At 72.2% G+C, this 17,680-nt stretch carries 15 protein-coding genes; 7 read left to right on the forward strand and 8 right to left on the reverse strand.

The genetic code is table 11. The annotated features are described in order from the left end of the window. The first annotated feature begins 116 nt into the window (after positions 1–116). From ACWEBX_RS17310 to ACWEBX_RS17320, 3 genes are all read left to right on the forward strand, one after another. Positions 117–944 carry a lytic transglycosylase domain-containing protein gene (locus tag ACWEBX_RS17310; RefSeq protein ID WP_451885690.1) on the forward strand — a complete coding sequence of 276 codons (828 nt, stop codon included), beginning with the start codon at positions 117–119 and terminating at the stop codon, positions 942–944. Positions 945–961: 17 nt separating this feature from the next. Then, positions 962–1,885 (forward strand): hypothetical protein, encoded by a 924-nt coding sequence (locus ACWEBX_RS17315; RefSeq protein WP_451885691.1) that lies wholly within the window; start codon positions 962–964, stop codon positions 1,883–1,885. A gap of 184 nt (positions 1,886–2,069) precedes the next feature. Next, complete coding sequence (locus tag ACWEBX_RS17320) at positions 2,070–2,792, forward strand: sigma-70 family RNA polymerase sigma factor (RefSeq protein WP_451885692.1); 723 nt, start codon at positions 2,070–2,072, stop codon at positions 2,790–2,792. Between the two features lie 121 nt (positions 2,793–2,913). Here ACWEBX_RS17320 and ACWEBX_RS17325 read toward each other — a convergent pair whose 3' ends face one another. Next, positions 2,914–5,880 carry an AfsR/SARP family transcriptional regulator gene (locus ACWEBX_RS17325; protein ID WP_451885693.1) on the reverse strand — a complete coding sequence of 989 codons (2,967 nt, stop codon included), beginning with the start codon at positions 5,878–5,880 and terminating at the stop codon, positions 2,914–2,916. Positions 5,881–6,057: 177 nt separating this feature from the next. Here ACWEBX_RS17325 and ACWEBX_RS17330 point away from each other — a divergent pair, with 177 nt between their 5' ends. Both ACWEBX_RS17330 and ACWEBX_RS17335 read left to right on the forward strand, forming a co-directional pair. Continuing rightward, positions 6,058–6,711, forward strand: coding sequence for a rhomboid-like protein (locus tag ACWEBX_RS17330; protein ID WP_451885711.1), 654 nt, complete (start codon positions 6,058–6,060; stop codon positions 6,709–6,711). 9 nt (positions 6,712–6,720) lie between these two features. Further along, complete coding sequence (locus ACWEBX_RS17335; protein ID WP_451885694.1) at positions 6,721–8,127, forward strand: NAD(P)/FAD-dependent oxidoreductase; 1,407 nt, start codon at positions 6,721–6,723, stop codon at positions 8,125–8,127. A 10-nt stretch (positions 8,128–8,137) separates the two neighbouring features. Here the strand turns inward: ACWEBX_RS17335 and ACWEBX_RS17340 are convergent, their stop codons facing one another. The 3 genes from ACWEBX_RS17340 to ACWEBX_RS17350 form a co-directional block, all read right to left on the reverse strand. Beyond that, on the reverse strand, positions 8,138–9,637 hold the full coding sequence (locus tag ACWEBX_RS17340) for an MFS transporter (RefSeq protein ID WP_451885695.1): 1,500 nt from the start codon (positions 9,635–9,637) through the stop codon (positions 8,138–8,140). Between the two features lie 80 nt (positions 9,638–9,717). Further along, on the reverse strand, positions 9,718–10,698 hold the full coding sequence (locus tag ACWEBX_RS17345) for a zinc-binding dehydrogenase (RefSeq protein ID WP_451885696.1): 981 nt from the start codon (positions 10,696–10,698) through the stop codon (positions 9,718–9,720). A 178-nt stretch (positions 10,699–10,876) separates the two neighbouring features. Continuing rightward, positions 10,877–12,043, reverse strand: coding sequence for an NAD(P)-binding protein (locus ACWEBX_RS17350; RefSeq protein ID WP_451885697.1), 1,167 nt, complete (start codon positions 12,041–12,043; stop codon positions 10,877–10,879). 192 nt (positions 12,044–12,235) lie between these two features. On the opposite strand from ACWEBX_RS17350, the gene ACWEBX_RS17355 reads away from it, so the two are divergent. Continuing rightward, positions 12,236–12,943 carry a pentapeptide repeat-containing protein gene (locus tag ACWEBX_RS17355; RefSeq protein WP_451885698.1) on the forward strand — a complete coding sequence of 236 codons (708 nt, stop codon included), beginning with the start codon at positions 12,236–12,238 and terminating at the stop codon, positions 12,941–12,943. Between the two features lie 20 nt (positions 12,944–12,963). Here the strand turns inward: ACWEBX_RS17355 and ACWEBX_RS17360 are convergent, their stop codons facing one another. The 3 genes from ACWEBX_RS17360 to ACWEBX_RS17370 form a co-directional block, all read right to left on the reverse strand. Next, positions 12,964–13,461, reverse strand: a complete 498-nt coding sequence (locus tag ACWEBX_RS17360) for a DUF4913 domain-containing protein (RefSeq protein ID WP_451885699.1) — start codon at positions 13,459–13,461, stop codon at positions 12,964–12,966. Positions 13,462–13,584: 123 nt separating this feature from the next. Continuing rightward, positions 13,585–14,526, reverse strand: coding sequence for a hypothetical protein (locus ACWEBX_RS17365; protein ID WP_451885700.1), 942 nt, complete (start codon positions 14,524–14,526; stop codon positions 13,585–13,587). A 93-nt stretch (positions 14,527–14,619) separates the two neighbouring features. Next, the gene (locus tag ACWEBX_RS17370; RefSeq protein ID WP_451885701.1) at positions 14,620–15,120 is read right to left on the reverse strand and encodes a hypothetical protein; all 501 of its coding nucleotides are present in this window, start codon (positions 15,118–15,120) and stop codon (positions 14,620–14,622) included. 306 nt (positions 15,121–15,426) lie between these two features. On the opposite strand from ACWEBX_RS17370, the gene ACWEBX_RS17375 reads away from it, so the two are divergent. Continuing rightward, a complete protein-coding gene (locus tag ACWEBX_RS17375) occupies positions 15,427–16,836 on the forward strand; it encodes a M1 family metallopeptidase (RefSeq protein ID WP_451885702.1) in 1,410 nt (469 codons plus the stop codon). Positions 16,837–16,907: 71 nt separating this feature from the next. On the opposite strand, the gene ACWEBX_RS17380 is transcribed toward ACWEBX_RS17375, so the two are convergent. Continuing rightward, positions 16,908–17,483, reverse strand: coding sequence for a TerD family protein (locus ACWEBX_RS17380; protein ID WP_266399397.1), 576 nt, complete (start codon positions 17,481–17,483; stop codon positions 16,908–16,910). Between the last annotated feature and the right edge of the window lie 197 nt (positions 17,484–17,680).

The following is a 17,680-nucleotide window of genomic DNA, read 5'->3' on the forward strand; positions in this document are numbered from 1 at the left end:
CCACTGGTTTGAACTTATTTGCCCCGGGGCCCGTTTGGATCTGTCGAGCCCGTCGGACAGCACAACGGGCCGTGTGGCCACAGCGGTTCAAGGCGAGGGGAAGAAGGCGGGCGCTCATGAGCCAAGAGAGCGGGGAAGGCGGTTCGTCGACCGCCGTGCGGAACGGGATCATCGCGGGCACCGGCTGCGGCTGCCTGCTGTCACCGCTCGCCCTGGCCGGAACGCTGGTCGTCGTGGTGATCATGGGCGGATTCGGCGTCCTGCTGGCCCCGCTCATCGCGCTGTACCTGCTGTTTCACGGAGGCGGGGGCGATCCCCCCAGCCAGGACACCGCGGACCAGACCCTCGGCATCTTCCAGGGCGACGGCAAGGGCGAGCTGGACACCTCCACCGTCCCCGCGGACCTGGTGGACCCCATTCAGAAGGCCGGCGAACTGTGCGGGGCCATCGGCCCGATCGTCATCGCGTCCCAGATCGAGAAGGAGTCCGGCTTCAACAGCGCCCTGGTCGGCCCGAACGGCGAACTGGGCCTCTCGCAACTGCCGCCCGACATCTTCAGCCAGTACGGCAAGGACGACGACGACAACGGCAAGACCTCCGCCCTGGACGCGAAGGACTCGATCATGGCGCAGGGCCGGTACCTGTGCGAACTCGCCAAGCAGGGCCAGCAGATGATCGACGCCGGCCAGGTGAACCAGAGCGACGGGAACGGGACCACCAACACCGTCCTGGACCTCGCGCTGGCCGGCTACGACGTCGGGATGGACGCCGTCCGCGCGGCCAAGGGGGTGCCGCAGACGAACGAGGCCCAGGGCTATGTCCTCGCCGTCCGCGCCCAGTTCGCCAAGTACCAGGGCATCGGCGCCCCTCCCTCGGGTGCCACTCCGGGGGTCACGCCCGACCCGGACGCGACCACGACCGGCCCCGCGCCGACCACCACATGAGCATGAGGAGGACAGCCATGACCCGCTTCGATGTGTACATCTCCGGCGACGGGCTCGCCGAGATCGACGGACACACCCTGGTCCCCGAGCCCGGCCAGTCCGTGCACGAGGCCGTCCTCGACCGCCTTCAGGGGTACGCGGAGGAGCGGGACGGCGCCGTCGTGGCGACGGTGTACGACGGCCCCGGCGCCGCCCGGTTCCTGCTGGAGGTGTTTCCGGACGGGTCGAGCGGCGTCCTGGAACCGGAGGAGGAGACGCCCGGCGAGCCCGCCGAAGTCGACGTTCCCCTCGTCCCCGTCCCCGCTCACGCCACCGTCCCCGCCCCCGCTGACGCCCCCTCCGGTGCCGACGCTCCCGCCACCGTCGTCGTTCCCCCACCCGCCGCGGCCACCGCCTCCGCCGTCGCCACCGCGGTCGCCCGGGCCCGCGCCACGGCCGCCGCCCGTGCCGAGGTGCCGGACCCGGCCGCCGTCACGGCCCCCGCCGTCACCGCCGCGCTCCCCGCCGACCTCACCGAACACATCGGCCGCATCAACGCGTTGGCCTCCGGCGGGCGGCTCGACGAGGCGTTCGGCGACGCGACCGCGCTGCGCGAGAGCCTGACGGGCTCGATGGGCGCCGAGCACCCGTACGCGGTGGAGGCGCGGGCCGTCGAGGCGTATCTCGCACACCTGCGCGGCGACCACCGGGAGGCCATCGTGCTGGCGCTGGCCGTGGCGCGGATCCGCTGCGCGGCCAGGGACGACCGGGCGCCCGCGGAGGTGGCGCGGGCGGCGGCGGCCTGGCAGCAGCTCGACGACGACCGGGCCGTCGTCGCCCACGGGCGTGAACTTCTGCACATGTGGGCCATGTTGGACCGGCACGGCCTGCTGCCCCCCGGCTACGCGGCACTCGTCGGACAGGTCCGCGGACAGGTCGACGCCCTGGAGGCGTACGTCTGAGCCCGGTCGCCACGCGCACCCCGCGGCTACCCACGGTCACACCGGCCGTGACCGGCTCGTCCATCGCTTCGTACATCCGACGTCAAACGAACGTGGAACGCCCCTCGCGACACTCCGTTCCCCCGGAGGCCCCGGCTCCGGTCCCCTGACCGGGGCCGGTCCTCCCAAGGAACAGGAGCACCCCATGAACGTCACCGTCATCGGATCGGCGAGCGCGGTCTCGTCCGAGGAGCGGGCGCTGCGCGACCTCTACGTGGAACACGGCCCGGCGCTCTACACGTACGTGCTGCGCATGCTGGGCGGGGACACGCACCGTACCGAGGACGTCATCCAGGAGACGCTGCTGCGCTGCTGGAACAAGCGGAACCTGGTCGACGACGAGGGGATGGCCGTACGGCCCTGGATGTTCCGGGTCGCCCGCAACCTCGTCATCGACGCCCACCGGACGCGGATGGCGCGGCCGTTGGAGATAGGCGGCGCCACCTGGCTGAGCGAACTGGGCGCCGAGGTGGACGACATCGAGCGGATGCTGTCGTCCATCGTGGTGCAGGAGGCGCTGCGGGCACTCACCCCCGCCCACCGTGACGTGATCCGGGCGACGTTCCTGGAGGACCGCACCACGCAGGAGGCGGCGGAGGCCCTGGGCATCCCGCAGGGCACGGTCAAGTCCCGGGTGTACTACGCGCTGCGCGGCTTACGGCTGGCGCTGCGCGAGCACGGAGTCGTGACGGACGAGGACGGCCGCCTGCGCCACCCGGACCCCGACCCGAACCCGAACCCGACACCGGTACGGACACCGACACCGACACCGACACCGACACCGACGCCGGTACCGGTACCGACACCGAAGCCGGACCCGCTGTCGAAGCCGACGCAGACATCGACCCCGGCCCGAACCGCGGCCTGAAGCCCGTCCGTGCCCGCCCCGCCCGGGTGACGTCGGGCCGCCCGCCTCGCCCGACCACCTCCGCCATGCCCGCCGCGCCCGGGCCCCCGTCCAGACCCTCGGCACGTCCGGTCGCGTCCGTTCACGTTCCGACGGGACCCGTTCCCGTTCCTGCCCCTCGGGCCGGCTCGTTCTCCCCCTCGTTCTCTCCGGGACCGGAGGTCTCCAGGCCGCGCAGGGTCTCGCGGAGGTCCGCGGCCTCCGGGTGGGAGTTCTCCTCCAGGAGGGCCAGCGCCGCGCGGAAGGCGCCGACCGCCGCCTCCCGGTCACCGGCGGCGAGCCTGGATTCGGCGATGTGCCGCAGGGTGTCCGCCTCCAGATAGTGGTCGCCGACCTCCCGGTACAACGCCAGCGCGCGCTCGAAGCGTTCGACGGCGTCGCCGTACTGGCCGAGGTGGTGGAGGGCGTAGCCGACGCTGTCCTGCGCCGCGGCCTCGCCGAGGGGGTCGCCGGTCTCCTGGTGCAGCGCGACGGCCTTCTCGCAGTACTCCATCGCCCTGTCGTGGTCACCGAGCAGGATGTACGTCCAGCCGACCTCGTTGAGGACGAGGGCCTCGTTGCCGACGTTGCCCTCGGCCCGATACAGCTCGCGGGCGTGCGTGTAGTGGTCCAGCGAGACGGTGAACCGGCCCTCCCCGTTGGCCTGGTAGGCGAGGCAGCGCCGGGTCCGGGCCTGGCCGGGCCCGTCGCCCGCGGCCCGGAACAGCTCCAGCGCGCGCCCGAGGTCCCGTCGTGCCTCGGCGGAGTGCGCGAACCGGGTGTGGAAGAAGCCCAGGCCGCGCAGGGCGTGCGCCTCGCCGACCCGGTCGCCGACGGCTCGGGCGGCCCGCAGCGCGGCGCTGTTGATCTCCATCAGGTCGTGCCAGAAGCCGAGCCGGTCGAAGTAGAGGTCGAGGCCGACGGCGGTGCGCCACGCGCGGTCCTCGTAACCGTGGGCGGCGGCGTGCTGGACGACCGCCCGCAGGACGTGCCGCTCGGTGCGAAACCACTGCGTGGCCTGTCTGCGTCCGGTGAACCGGAGCGGGCCGCTGTCCGTTGTGCTCGGCGGCAGGGGCAGGGTCTCGCGGCGCGGGCTGATGATCGCGGAGGCGTGGTGGGTGGTGTGGAGATAGTGGTCGTGCATGCGGAGCAGCGCGGCGCCGCGCCGCTCCTCGGTGTCCTCGGTGTCGGCCAGTTCGCAGGCGTAGGCGCGCAGCAGGTCGTGGAAGGCGTACCGGCCGGGCGCGTGTTCGCCCAGCAGGCTGGCCCCGGTGAGTTCGGCGAGCAGCGCGCGTACCGGGCGGGCGGGTGCCGCGGCCAGGGCGGCGGCGGAGGCCGTGCTGATGTCGGGTCCCGGGTGGAGGGACAACCGGCGGAACAGTTCCGCCGCGGCGGGCGGCAGCGCGCGGTACGACCAGGAGAAGACGGCGCGGGCGTCGGTGTGGGCGTCGCCGCCGGTGAACGCGTCCAGGCTTCCGTGGGTCTCGCGGAGTTCGCCCGCGATGTCGGCGAGCCGGAAACCGGGGTGGTGGGCGGCGCGTGCCGCGACGATGGCGAGGGCCAGCGGCAGCCGGGCGCACAGGCCGACGATGGCCTCGACGGCTTCCGGTTCGGCGTCCACGCGCGCGGTGCCGATGCGCCGGGTGAGCATGGCGCGGGCCTCGCCGCCGGTGAGCGGGCCCAGGGTGAGCGGGTGGGCGCCGTGTCCGGCGACCAGTCCGGTGAGCCGGCTGCGGCTGGTGACGACGACGAGGCAGCCCGGTGTGCCGGGCAGCAGCGGTCGTACCTGTCCGCTGTCGCGGGCGTTGTCCAGCACGATCAGGACGCGTCGGCGGGCGAGGACGCTGCGGTAGAGGGCGGCCTGGGCGTCGAGCCCTTCGGGGACGGCCTGCGGGGCCACGCCGAGGGCGACGAGGAAGGTCTCCAGCGCTTCGGAGGGGTCCATGACGGAGCCGCCCTGGTCGTATCCGCGCAGGTTCACATAGAGGCTGCCGTCGGGGAAGCGATGGGCGACCCGGTGCGCCCAGTGCACGGCCAGGGTGGTCTTGCCGGCTCCGGCCATGCCGTTGATGAGGCCGATGACGGCCGTGTCCGGATGGCCGTCGGCGGGCAACAGTGCGTCCACCTTGCCGAGTTCGCTGTCGCGTCCGGTGAACAACGGGAGGTCCGCCGGGAGTTGGGAGGGGTGTACGTCCCCTGTGGCCCGGGGCGGATCGTCCCGGCCGGGGGCGTCCGCCGAGCCGGTGTCCGGGCCGTCGCCGGTGTCCGCGGCGCCGGTGTCCCCGGCCGGTACCGGTACCGGCGGGGGCGACAGGTCCGGGTCCCCGGCCAGCAGCCGTGCGTGGGCGGCCCGCAGGGACGGGCCGGGTTCGATGCCGAGTTCGTCCACGAGCGTGCGTCGGGTGCTCGCGTAGACCTCCAGGGCCTCGGCCTGCCGGCCGCAGCGGTACAGGGCCACGAGCAGCAGTTCGCACACGGCCTCGCGCAGCGGCTGCGCCGCGTGCAGCGCCACGAGTTCGGGCAGCACCGCTTCGTGGCGCCCGAGTTCGAGCTCCACGCGGAGCCGGTACTCCAGGGCGGCCAGCCGCCGTTCGGCCAGGCGGGCCCGCTCGGTCTCCGCGAACGGCCCCGGAACGCCGGCCAGGGGGGTGCCGTGCCAGACGGCGAGCGCGGTGTCCAGCAGCCGGGCGGCCCCGCGGCTGTCGCCCCGGGCGCGGTGGCGTTCGGCCAGCACGAGGTGGTCCTCGAACTCGCCGAGATCGCTGGTGATCTCCTCGGTCCGCAGCGCGTAGCCGTCGCCGATGGACACCAGGAGCCGGGGCGGGGCGCCCGGGGTCCGTCCGGGCTCCAGCAGCTTGCGCAGCCGGGACACGTAGGTGCGCAGCACGGGGACGGCGCCGGCCGGCGGGTCGTGCCCCCAGATGCCGTCGACGAGTTCGCCGACGCCGACCGCGCGCCCGCGGCGCAGGAGCAGCGCCACGAGAACGGCCTTCTGCTGCGGCGGTCCCAGCGCCAGTTCCGTTCCGCTCCGCCAGGCACGCAGCGGGCCCAGCAGGGAAAGACGCAGCACTTCCGCACCATCGGTAACTCTCACGCCACCAGAGAGTAGCGAGGGCCGTTACGAACACCCGGTCGATTCGGCCATTTCACAGGTTCGTGTCGTGTACGCGAAGAGTTCTGCGGCCCGGGTGGCTCGTCCGGAATGTCGATCACACAAGGGACACTCGTGGCATGGGTGAATCAGGCCATGCGGGGTGAACGGTTCTTCCACAGGGTGTGGATGTACGTGCGCGGTGCGCCGGGCACGTACATCTGGCTGACGATTCTCTTCATCACCACCGTGGCCCTGCACCACATGTCTCCGGATTTCGAAGAGGACTTCCTGCGGCAGCGCTCGACGAACATCCACGAGCTGTCGAGCAATCCGGTCCGGGTGCTGTTCGCGAGCGCGATGTGGATCGACGGCGGCCACTGGCTGCCGTACGCCGTGCTCTACACCCTCTTCCAGGCGCCCGCCGAACGCTGGCTGGGAACCGCCCGCTGGCTCGCGGTCAACGCGGCCGCGCATGTCCTGTCGACGCTGGTCAGCGAGGGTGCCCTGCTCTGGGCGATCGAACACGGCGTGGCACCGCACACGGCGGTCGACACCCTCGACGTCGGGGTGAGCTACGCCCTGGCGGGGGTGGTCGGCGTGCTCACCTACCGGATCGCGGCCCCCTGGCGGTACGCGTATCTCCTGGCCGTCCTGGCGGCGTACGGGATTCCCTTCCTGATCGCCCGGACCTTCACCGATCTCGGGCATTTCACCTCCGTCCTCATCGGGCTCGCCTGTTTTCCGCTGACCAGAGGGCGCGGAAAAGCATGGAATCCGAAGGAGACAGCCGGCACCCGACGGAGTTAGCGTCCCGTCATGAGCAGCTCGGCGAGCAAGGTCGTGAACGGTGGCGTCTCCTTCTGGTACGCGGACGACGGTCTGCCCGCGCCGCGGGAGCCGCTGCCCGGCGACGCGACCGCCGACGTCGTCGTGGTCGGCGGCGGCTACACGGGACTGTGGACCGCCTACTACCTGAAGCAGGCGGCCCCCTCCCTCCGCGTCACACTCCTGGAGCAGAAGTTCTGCGGCTACGGCGCCTCGGGGCGCAACGGCGGCTGGCTCTACAACGGCATCGCGGGCCGCGACCGGTACGCGAAGCTGCACGGCCAGGAGGCGGCCGTACGGCTCCAGCAGGCCATGAACGACACGGTGGACGAGGTCGTCCGGGTGGCCGCGGACGAGGGCATCGAGGCCGACGTCCACCAGGGCGGCGTCCTGGAGGTGGCGTACACGCCCGCCCAGCTCGCGCGGCTCAAGGCCTTCCACGCGCACGAGCTGTCGTTCGGCGAGAAGGACCGCGAGCTGTACGGCGCGAAGGAGACCGCCGAACGGATCCGCGTCGCGGACGCGGTGGGCTCGACCTGGACCCCGCACGGGGCCCGGCTGCACCCGGTGAAGCTGCTCAAGGGCCTCGCCGCGGCCGTCGAGGCGCTCGGCGTCACCATCCACGAGCAGACCCCGGTGACCGAGATCCGCCCGAAGCACGCGGTGACCCCGTACGGCACCGTCCGCGCCCCCTACGTCCTGCGCTGCACCGAGGGCTTCACCGCGAACCTCAAGGGCCAGAAGCGGACCTGGCTGCCGATGAACTCGTCCATGATCGCGACGGAACCGCTGACGGACGGCCAGTGGGCGGAGATCGGCTGGGAGGGCCGCGAGACGCTCGGCGACATGGCCCACGCGTACATGTACGCCCAGCGCACCGCCGACGGCCGTATCGCGCTCGGCGGCCGCGGTGTCCCGTACCGCTTCGGCTCGCGCACCGACAACGACGGCCGCACCCAGCAGTCCACCATCGACGCCCTGTACGAGATCCTCGTCCGCCTCTTCCCGTCACTGACCGGCGTCCAGGTCTCCCACGCCTGGTCGGGCGTTCTGGGCGTCCCGCGCGACTGGTGCGCCACCGTCACCCTGGACCGCTCCACGGGTCTCGGCTGGGCCGGCGGCTACGTCGGCTCCGGTGTCGCCACCACCAACCTCGCCGCCCGCACCCTGCGCGACCTCGTGCGGCAGGACTCGGGCCAGGCGGGCGCGACCGAGCTGACCGAGCTGCCGTGGGTCGGCCACAAGGTCCGCAAGTGGGAGCCGGAGCCCTTCCGCTGGATCGGCGTCCACGGCATGTACGCGACCTACCGCGCGGCCGACCGCCGCGAACGGACCACCCACAGCCCGGAGTCGTCCCGGCTGGCCCGGATCGCGGACCGGGTGGCGGGCCGCCACTGACCGGGCGGAATCAGCCCACCGACTCCGGGACCGCCGCGTCCGACGTCGCGTGCTTGGGGGCCCCGGCCGTGACCATGAGCCCCGCGACCAGTCCGGCCAGCAGCATGATGCCGACGGCCCACCAGATGGCCACGGTGTACCCGTGGACGACACCCTCCTTGGTGATCAGCGCCTTCTGCGCGGGATCGCGGAGATGGGCGGTGATGTAGGCCGCGCTGGTCGTGGTGGCGATGGTGTTCAGCAGCGCCGTGCCGATCGAACCGCCCACCTGCTGCGAGGTGTTGACCGTCGCCGAGGTCACGCCCGCGTCCTGCGGGGCGACTCCGGCCGTGGCCGTGGCGAAGATCGGCATGAAGGTCAGGCCCATGCCGAGACCCAGCAGGAGCAGCCCCGGCAGCAGTTCGGTGGCGTAGTCGGAATGGACGGTGAGCTGGGTGAAGAACAGCATGCCGCCGGCCGCGAGGACCATGCCCGGGACCATCAGCCTGCGCGGTGCCACATGGGGCAGCAGGCGCGCCGATATCTGCGTCGAACCGATGATGATGGCGACGGTCAGCGGCAGGAACGCGAGACCTGTCTTGACCGGTGAGTATCCGAGGATGACCTGGAGGTAGTAGGTCATGAAGAGGAACACGCCGAACATGCCGATGACGGCGAGCCCCATCGTCAGGAAGCAGCCGGCGCGGTTGCGGTCCTTGACGATGTGCAGCGGCAGCAGCGGGCTCGGCGCCCTGTTCTGCCACCACACGAACGCGACCAGCAGCGCGGCCCCGCCCGTGATCAGACCCAGCACCAGCGGGGCCGACCAGCCGTGCGACTCCGCTTCGCTGACCCCGTAGACGATCGCGACCAGTCCGCCGCAGCCCAGCACCGCTCCGGGCACGTCCAGCCGGACGTTCTTGTGGCCCGGACGGTCGCGCAGCAGTCCGAACGCGCCGAACACCGTGATGACCGCGATGGGGATGTTGACGTACAGACACCAGCGCCAGTTCAGATACTCCGTCAGCAGGCCGCCCACGATGAACCCGATGGCCGCACCGGAGCCCGCCAGTGCCCCGTAGACACCGAAGGCCTTTCCGCGCTCCTTCGGATCGGTGAAGGTCGTGGTCAGCAGGGACAGGGCGGAGGGCGCGAGCAGGGCGGCGAAGGCGCCTTGGAGGGCACGGGCCCCGAACAGCATGCCGGACGTGGTGGCCGCGCCGCCGAGACCCGACGCCAGCGCGAAGCCGATCAGCCCGATGACGAACGTGCGTTTGCGGCCGACTAGGTCGGCGATCCGGCCGCCGAGCAGCAGCAGCCCGCCGAAGGCCAGCGTGTAGGCCGTGATGACCCACTGGCGGTTGCCGTCGGACATACCGAGATCGCGCTGGGCGGAGGGAAGCGCGATGTTCACGATTGTCGCGTCCAGCACGACCATGAGCTGGGCGAGCGCGATGACCACCAGCGCCCACCAGCGATGGGGGTCGGGACCCACGGGCGCTTCCGGTTCACCTGTCCGGGTGACACTCATTCGCTCAGAAGACCATGAAACGGAATGAGTCGCATCTTTGGGCGATTTCGCTTCGTGGGACGCGTCGTGCCGGCTCGTGGTCATGGTTCCAGCACCACCTTTCCGGTCGTGGCCCTGTTCTCCAGGGCCCGGTGCGCCGCGGCGGCCTCCGCGAGGGGGAACCGGGTGACGGCCGGGACGAGCCGTCCGGCGGCGGCCGCGGCCAGGGCCCGCAGTTCCAGGGTCCGCACGGGGTCGGGTCCGCCCGCCCTGCGCATCATCAGGGGGCCGAGCACCTGCTCGGACACCCCTTCCACGAGGTACGGGGAACCGCCGCCGAGGCCCGCGCCGGACCAGCCGAAGACGAGATGCCGGCCGCCGGGGCCGAGCAGCCCGACGGCCTCCCGGGCCACGTCGCCGCCGACCCCGTCGAGCACGACCGTCGCCGCCCGGCCGCCGAGGTGCGCGCGGACCTTCCCCGGCCAGCCGGGATCGGTGTAGTCGACGGCCGGATCGGCGCCGTTCGCGCGGGCCAGCGCCACCTTCGCGGGGCCGCCCGCGAGACCCACCACCGTCGCGCCCGCGTGGTGCGCGTACTGCACCAAAAGCGTGCCGATGCCGCCCGCCGCCGCGGGCACGACGACCACGGAGGAGGGGCCGAACTCGGCGAACTGCACGATCCCCATGGCCGTACGGCCCGTCCCGATCATGGCGACGGCCTCGGCGAAGTCGAGATTCCCGGGAATGTCGTGAAGGCGCTCGACGTCCGTGACCGCCAGCTCGGCGTAGCCTCCCGGGGCGAAACCGAGATGGGCGACGACGCGCCTGCCGAGCCAGAGCCCGGCGACGCCCTCACCGAGGGACTCGACGGTCCCGGCGACCTCGCGGCCCGGGACGGTCGGCAGGACGGGCTGGGGGGCCGGGCCGCCCCGCGTGCCCGCGCGCAGGGCGGTGTCCAGGAGATGGACGCCCGCGGCGGCCACGGCGATCCGGACCTGGCCGGGCCCCGGCTCGGGGTCCTCGGCCGGTTCGAGGACGAGGTTCTCGGCGGGACCGAAGGCGTGCAGTCGGATCGCGTGCATCGGAGGCTCCTCGGGCTGCGGGATCCACGGGATCCACGGGATCCACGGGATCCACGGGATCCACGGGATCCACGGGATCCACGGGATTCACTGGATCTGTGGGATTCACTGGATCTGTGGGATCCGCGGGATCTGTTGGATCCGCGGGATCTGCGGATCGAGCTACCAGGGTTCAACCTCAAGCTCGCTTGAGGTCAAGGCGCTCCCGGATGCCCAGGGCCAACGACACGGCCTCCATCGCGCTGTTGAAGGACACCTCCGAGAGCACCCCGGGAGCCGCGACCTGGTCGCCCACGAGATAGACGCCGTCCCCCCGGTCGATGCGCGGGCGGTCCCGCCAGGTCGTACCGGGCAGGTCGACCGCGCCCGTACGGCCGTTCGCCACGCTCGTACGCCGCCAGGTGACCCGCTCGCGCCAGCCCTCGAAGGCGAGGTCGAGCAACCGCTCGGCGCGGGCGGCGCCGTGCGCCCCGGATTCCCCCGGGGCGATCGGGATCTGCCCCTGGAGGAGCTGCTCACCGGCCGGGGCGAGGGTGCGGTCCCGGGCGGTGAAACGCTCGATCCAGCCCGGCGCGTCCAGGTCGGAGACGGCGAACGCGTCCCCACGGCGGGTGCGCAGCGCGAGGTCGACGAGGGCCGTACGGCCGCTCGTCCAGGTCAGCGAGTCGTCCCTCAGCAGCCGGCGGGCCGAGTCGAGCGAGGTGGCGACGACGACCGGGCCCCGGCCGGCGGGGACGGTGTCCACCCGGGCCAGCGTCTCCATCCGCACGCCGAGGTTCCACGCCCGTCCCGCCATCCGGTCGATGACGTTGGCCCAGCCGCCCCGGGGGCAGTGCACCTCCGTCGGCACCTTCATGGCCCGGCGCAGCCGCTCCTGCACGAACGCCGCCGACAGCGAACCGGGATCGTGGTGGAAGAGGGCGACGGCCGAGTAGTGGGCCGCGGCCCGCGCGCCCTCCTCCCCGGCCTGTCCGGTCGCCCAGGTCAGGAAGTCGACGTCCGCCGGGGCCTGCTGGCAGGAGCGCCGCAGCAGCTTCAGCATCGCGAAGGGCGGGGTGCGGCGCAGCACGCCCTTGTGGCGCAGCCGCAGCCGGGCGGCCTCCAGGGGCGGGATCGGGGCGAGCGCCCCGATCAGGTCCCGCTGTGCGAGCCAGGTCCAGTGCGGGCCCGCGCTGTAGAGGGCGTGCGGTCCCTCGTTCGTCCGGTACGGCCCCTCGGCGGTCCTGGCCCGTCCGCCGAGGGTGTGGTGAGCCTCGTACACGGTGACCTCGGCGCCCGCCTCGGCGGCGGTGATGGCGGCGGTGAGTCCGGCGAAGCCGCCGCCGATGACGGTGATGCGGTGCATGGCTGGAGGTCTCCTCTGCTCGGTGTCGGCTGTCCTGCGCCCGGGGGTGCGGCGGTGCTGTGACGGCAGGCCTTTCCGTGAGTACGACGGGACGCGGGCCGGGAATGTGACATGCGGGGCGTTCTCGCAGGCCACGGCACCCGGTGTCGCGGTCCGGCGCCCGATGTCAGTGGGGGCGGGCAGGATGGGGGCATGGCGAGGAGAGTGGCGGGCGGACGCGGCGGGACGGGCGCGAAGGCGCCGGGGAGCGGGGTGAAGGCGGCACGGCGGCCGGAGCTGCGGCTGCCTCCGCTGGAGCCGTACGACGGCGCGGAGCTGGAGCCGGACGGCGACTACGACGGGCTGGAGTTCCGGGACGTGGACTTCGCCGGGCAGGACGGCGGGGGAGCCCGCTTCATGGACTGCGCGCTGACGGGCTGCGCGCTGGACGAGACCCGGCTGCATCACGCGCGCGTGCTGGACTCGGTCCTCACGGGCATCCGGGGGGTCGGCACCGATCTCGCCGAGTCGACGCTGCGCGACGTCGAGCTGATCGACGCCCGCCTCGGCGGGGTGCAGCTCCACGGCTCCGTCCTGGAGCGGGTGGTCGTGCGCGGCGGGAAGATCGACTATCTGAATCTGCGCAAGGCGAGACTCAAGGACGTCGTCTTCGAGGGCTGTGTCCTGGTCGAGCCGGACTTCGGCGGCGCCCGCATGGAGCGGGTGGAGTTCGTGGACTGCGTCCTGAAGGGAGCGGACCTCACCGAGGCCACCCTGGTGGACGTGGACCTGCGCGCGGCGGCGGAGCTCGACATCGCGCGCGGAGTGGACCGCCTCGCGGGCGCGGTCATCAACACCCACCAGCTTCTGGACCTGGCACCGGTGCTGGCGGCGGCGCTCGGAGTCAGAGTGGAGGGCTGAGACCGGCTCTCAGGGCAGGGTCATCCCGGGTAGGGGTCCATGGAGGGAGTCTCCTTGTCCCGGTGGGCCCCCTTGCAGCCCGCGAAGGGGCCGGCGGGGTCGCGCAGCGAGGCCATGACATGGGTGAGGTGGTCGCGGTGCCACAGCGCGGGTCCGCTCAGCCCGGCCGCGTGCACGGTCAGCTCCTGCCAGGTCATCCACAGGCCGTAGAGCTGGGCCACCGCTTCGGGGTGCCGCCACCAGCTCGCGCACCAGGGCGCGGTCGAGGTGACCTCGCGGCCGTACACCGGAAGCAGGAGGTGCCGCACCCACAGGGTCAACCGGAAGAGGGCGTCGTCCTGTTCCGGTCCTTCCAGATACAGGATGAACGGCGGCTTCCGGGACGGCGGCTCCGGGTGCGGGGCGCTGTCGGCGGCCGGGACGTCGTCCGCGGCGACGGCGGTCTCCTCCGGGTGCCGGAGTTCCCGGCCGGGCCCGGGGCTCTCAGGGGCGCCGGGCAGCGTGGTGTTCTCGTGCATACGGGGATGTCCTCGGGCCGGAGCGGAACGGGGAGCGGCGGCGGAGCGGCGGCGGAGGGGCGTCCGGCTCCCGGGACGCCCGTGCGAGGACGTCCCGGGGACCGGCTGCCAGGTACTTCGCGGCTACGGGGCCAGATTCGTGCGCTGGGTGACGGCCTTCGGCGGCGGCGACGGGACGGCCGAGGACGTCCCCGCGGGCGTTTCGGAGGTCCCGGCACCCGGCGACCGCAGTGAGGCCACGCTCTGTGCCGACGCCAGGGCCGACGAGCCCGGCGCCACCCGGTTCATGGCGTAGGTGCCGACGGGCAGGCTCGGGTTGCTGCCGAGGCTCGCCGTCTGCTCCGGGGACTCCGTGACCGGCAGGAAACCGCCCTGGGTGGCGCGCTGCTGGTAGCTGGTCAGGGAACCGCCGAGGGTGAGCGACGTTCCCCAGGTCGTGAGCTGCTGCAACTGCTCGCGCGTCCGGTCGGGATCGGCGGCCTGCGCGCTCATCACGGTTCCGCCGATGGTGGCGGCGCTGCCCAGCACGCTGAACGCGGCCCGCGCCCGGTTCACGTCGGGGTCGTGGTACGCCTTGTAGGCGGTGATCCCCAGGTTGCCGAGCGCCTCGGCCCCGGCCAGATAGGGCGCCGCCTGTTGCAGCCGCTTTCCCGCCTCGCCCTGGGCGTAGACCGCGGCGATCTGGGCGGCGACGGGGAGGGCCTTCGTCGCGAACGAGATGATCGGCTCCGCGTTCGCCACGGCCCAGTTCTTCGTGGCCGTGGTGTACTGCCAGATCTTTCCGGACGCGCCCTGCGCCAGGAAGGACGGGGGCCTGCCGACGCCCTCCTGGTAGTAGATGCCGTGTTCATGCCGGGGGTGCGGGCGCTCGGGGAGTTCGCTCATGTCCCGCGGTGCGCTGACCGGGACGGGAACAGGGGTGTGATCGGTGCCCGGGGTGACGGCGGGGACGCCGACGAAGGGCATCTCGCGGACGCTCTCGACCGACGAGGTCGAACCTTCGCTGTCCGAACCCGAGGCGCCCTGTCCCGCCTCCAGATCGGACCGTCTCTTTTGGGGTGGCATCCGAGAATTCCTTCCGTGTGCCGGGAGTCGCTCTACGCGCAGCACAACGGACCCGCGGTCCGGTCGGTTCAGGAGACCCGTGGTCCCGTCGGATCAGGAGACGCGGGGGAAGCGGGCCTGGAGCGTCCAGATCGCGGGATTCTCGGCGAGGTCCTCGTGCAGGTCGGTCAGGTCCGCGAGCAGGTCGTGCAGGAAGTCGCGGGCCTCGCGGCGGAGCTCGGTGTGGGAGAAGGTCAGCGGCTTCTCGTCGCCCGGCATCCAGTCGGCCTCGATGTCCACCCAGCCGAAGCGGCGCTCGAAGAGCATGCGGTCGGTGGACTCCGTGAAGTCCAGCTCCGCCTGCTGGGGGCGGGACGCCCGGCTGCCCAGCGGGTCGCGGTCGAGCTGCTCCACGATGTCGCACAGCGCCCACGCGAAGTCGAGCACCGGCACCCAGCCCCAGCCCGTGGACACCTCCCGGTCCGTCTTGGTGTCGGCGAGGTACACGTCCCCGCAGAACAGGTCGTGCCGCAGCGCGTGGACGTCCGCGCGGCGGTAGTCGGTCTGCGGGGGGTCGGGGAAGCGGTTGGAGAGGGCGTAGCCGATGTCGAGCACGAGGTGATGGTGTCACGCCGGGGTCGTGCGTTTCCCGTCCGTCCGGGGTCGCCTGTTTCCCGTCCCTCCGGGGTCGTCCGCTTCCCGCCTGTCCCAGGAGCGTCCGCTTCCGGTCGTCCGAGGGCCGGCCGCTTGCCGGCCGTCCGACGGCTGTCCCCGTCCCGGTCGGCGGGAGGGCCGGAGGGCGGTGGTTTCCGGCCGACCGGGACGCACCGGCGGCTGATTCCGGCTGGACCGGGGGCGTAGGGGCCGCGGGGCCGCCTCGCGCACCCGCGTGGGGCGGACCGGCGGCCTAGGATCGCGGATGTGCCCCGATCTTCCGTCACCGTCCCCTTTGTCATGGCTCTCGCGCTCGTCGCCGGACTCACCGCCTGCGGCGGGGACGGCGTGCACGGGAAACCCGGCGCGGCCGGTGTCGGCGACCCGTACTTCCCGAAGATGGGCAACGGCGGGTACGACGTCACGCACTACGGACTCACCCTGTCCTACGACCCCCGGGACAAGCGGCTGACGGGGACGGCCGAGATCACCGCGCGAGCCCTGGACGACCTCAGCGCCTTCCATCTCGACCTGCTGGGGCTGCACGTCTCCGACGTCACCGTCGAGGGCCGCGGCGCCGGCTGGAGCCGGGCGGGCCAGGAGCTGACCGTGCGCCCGCGGGACGACCTCGACAAGGGCGAGACGTTCAGTACGACCGTCCGCTACTCCGGGACCCCCCGGACGATCACCGACGCAGACGCCTCCAAGGAGGGCTGGCTGCGCACGGCCGACGGCGCCCTCGGCCTCGGCGAGCCCACGGGGTCGATGGCCTGGTTCCCCGGCGACCACCACCCCTCCGACAAGGCGGCGTACGACGTCAGGATCACCGTCCCGAAGGGCGTCCAGGCCGTCTCCAACGGCGAGTTGACGAGCGAGTCGACCAAGGACGGCAGGACGACCTACGCCTGGCACACCGCTGAACCGATGGCGAGCTATGTGGCGACACTCGCGATCGGCCGGTACGACATCACCCGCTCGACGGCGAAGAACGGGCTGCCGGTCTACGTGGCGGTGGACCCGACCCAGAAGCAGGCGAGCGCGAAGGTGCTGGGGCAGATCCCCGAGATCATGGACTGGGAGGAGTACAACTTCGGCCCGTACCCCTTCTCCTCCACCGGCGCGATCGTGGACCGCCCCGACGACGTGGGCTACGCCCTGGAGACCCAGACGCGCCCGGTCTTCCCCGGCGCCCCCGACACCGCGACCCTGGTCCACGAACTGGCCCACCAGTGGTTCGGCGACTCGGTCACCCCGAAGTCCTGGCGGGACATGTGGCTCAACGAGGGCTTCGCCACCTACGCGGAGTGGCTGTGGCAGGAGGACCACGGCGGCGACTCGGCCGAGAAGATCTTCAACTCCCTCTACCGGGGCGACTACTACGAACCGGTCGACAGCAGCGAGGTCTGGGCCTTCCCGCCCGCGGACCCGCCCGATGCCGCGCGGATCTCCGACCCGCCCGTCTACTACCGCGGCGCGATGGTCCTGCACAAGATCCGCCAACTCGTGGGCGACGACACCTTCTACGACATCGTCCAGGGCTGGGCCGCCACCCGTCGGCACGCGAACGCGGACACGGCCGGGTTCACCGCGTACGTCGAGAAGGCCGCTCCGGACAAGGACTTCAGCGGGATCTGGAAGAACTGGCTGTACGGGGAGGGGAAACCCGCCCACCCCTGAGCGCACGAGAGGAGCCCCCGGCGAACCGCGGTCCGGGGGCTCCTCTCGAAGTGCGCCTGTGCGCCCGGCCGTCAGACGCTGACGCCGAAGTCCTGCGCGATCCCCACGAGGCCCGAGGCGTAGCCCTGGCCGACCGCGCGGAACTTCCACTCCGCGCCGTTGCGGTAGAGCTCGCCGAAGACCATGGCGGTCTCGGTGGCCGCGTCCTCGGAGAGGTCGTAGCGGGCGATCTCGGCGCCGCCGGCCTGGTTCACGATGCGGATGTAGGCGTTACGGACCTGGCCGAAGTTCTGCGAGCGGTTCTCCGCGTCGTAGATCGAGACCGGGAAGACGATCTTCTCGACGTCGGCGGGCAGGCCCGCCAGGTTGACGTTGATCGCCTCGTCGTCGCCGGCGCCCTCACCCGTGCGGTTGTCGCCGGTGTGGACGATGGTCTGGTCCGGGGTCTGCTTGTTGTTGAAGAACACGAAGTGGGCGTCCGAGTAGACCTTGCCCTGGGGGTTGACCGCGATGGCCGAGGCGTCGAGGTCGAAGTCGGTGCCCGTGGTGGTGCGGACGTCCCAGCCGAGGCCCACGGTGACGGCGGTCAGGCCCGGAGCCTCCTTGGTGAGCGAGACGTTGCCACCCTTGGACAGGCTTACAGCCATTGTTGGGAGTCCCTTCCCTCGTGACGTACGGGCTTCGTACTGGGGACGAAGCTACCGTCACCCCTATGAACGCCAAGGGGGGTACCCGAGGTTCCGTCTGTCTTTACCTTTTTTACCGAGACTCCCCTCTTCACCCCGACACAGGCCGATGTTCACCCCGACGGGCGCCGAAAACCGGGTGACGCGGACCGACCGGG

The organism is Streptomyces sp. NPDC005070, from assembly GCF_053600395.1.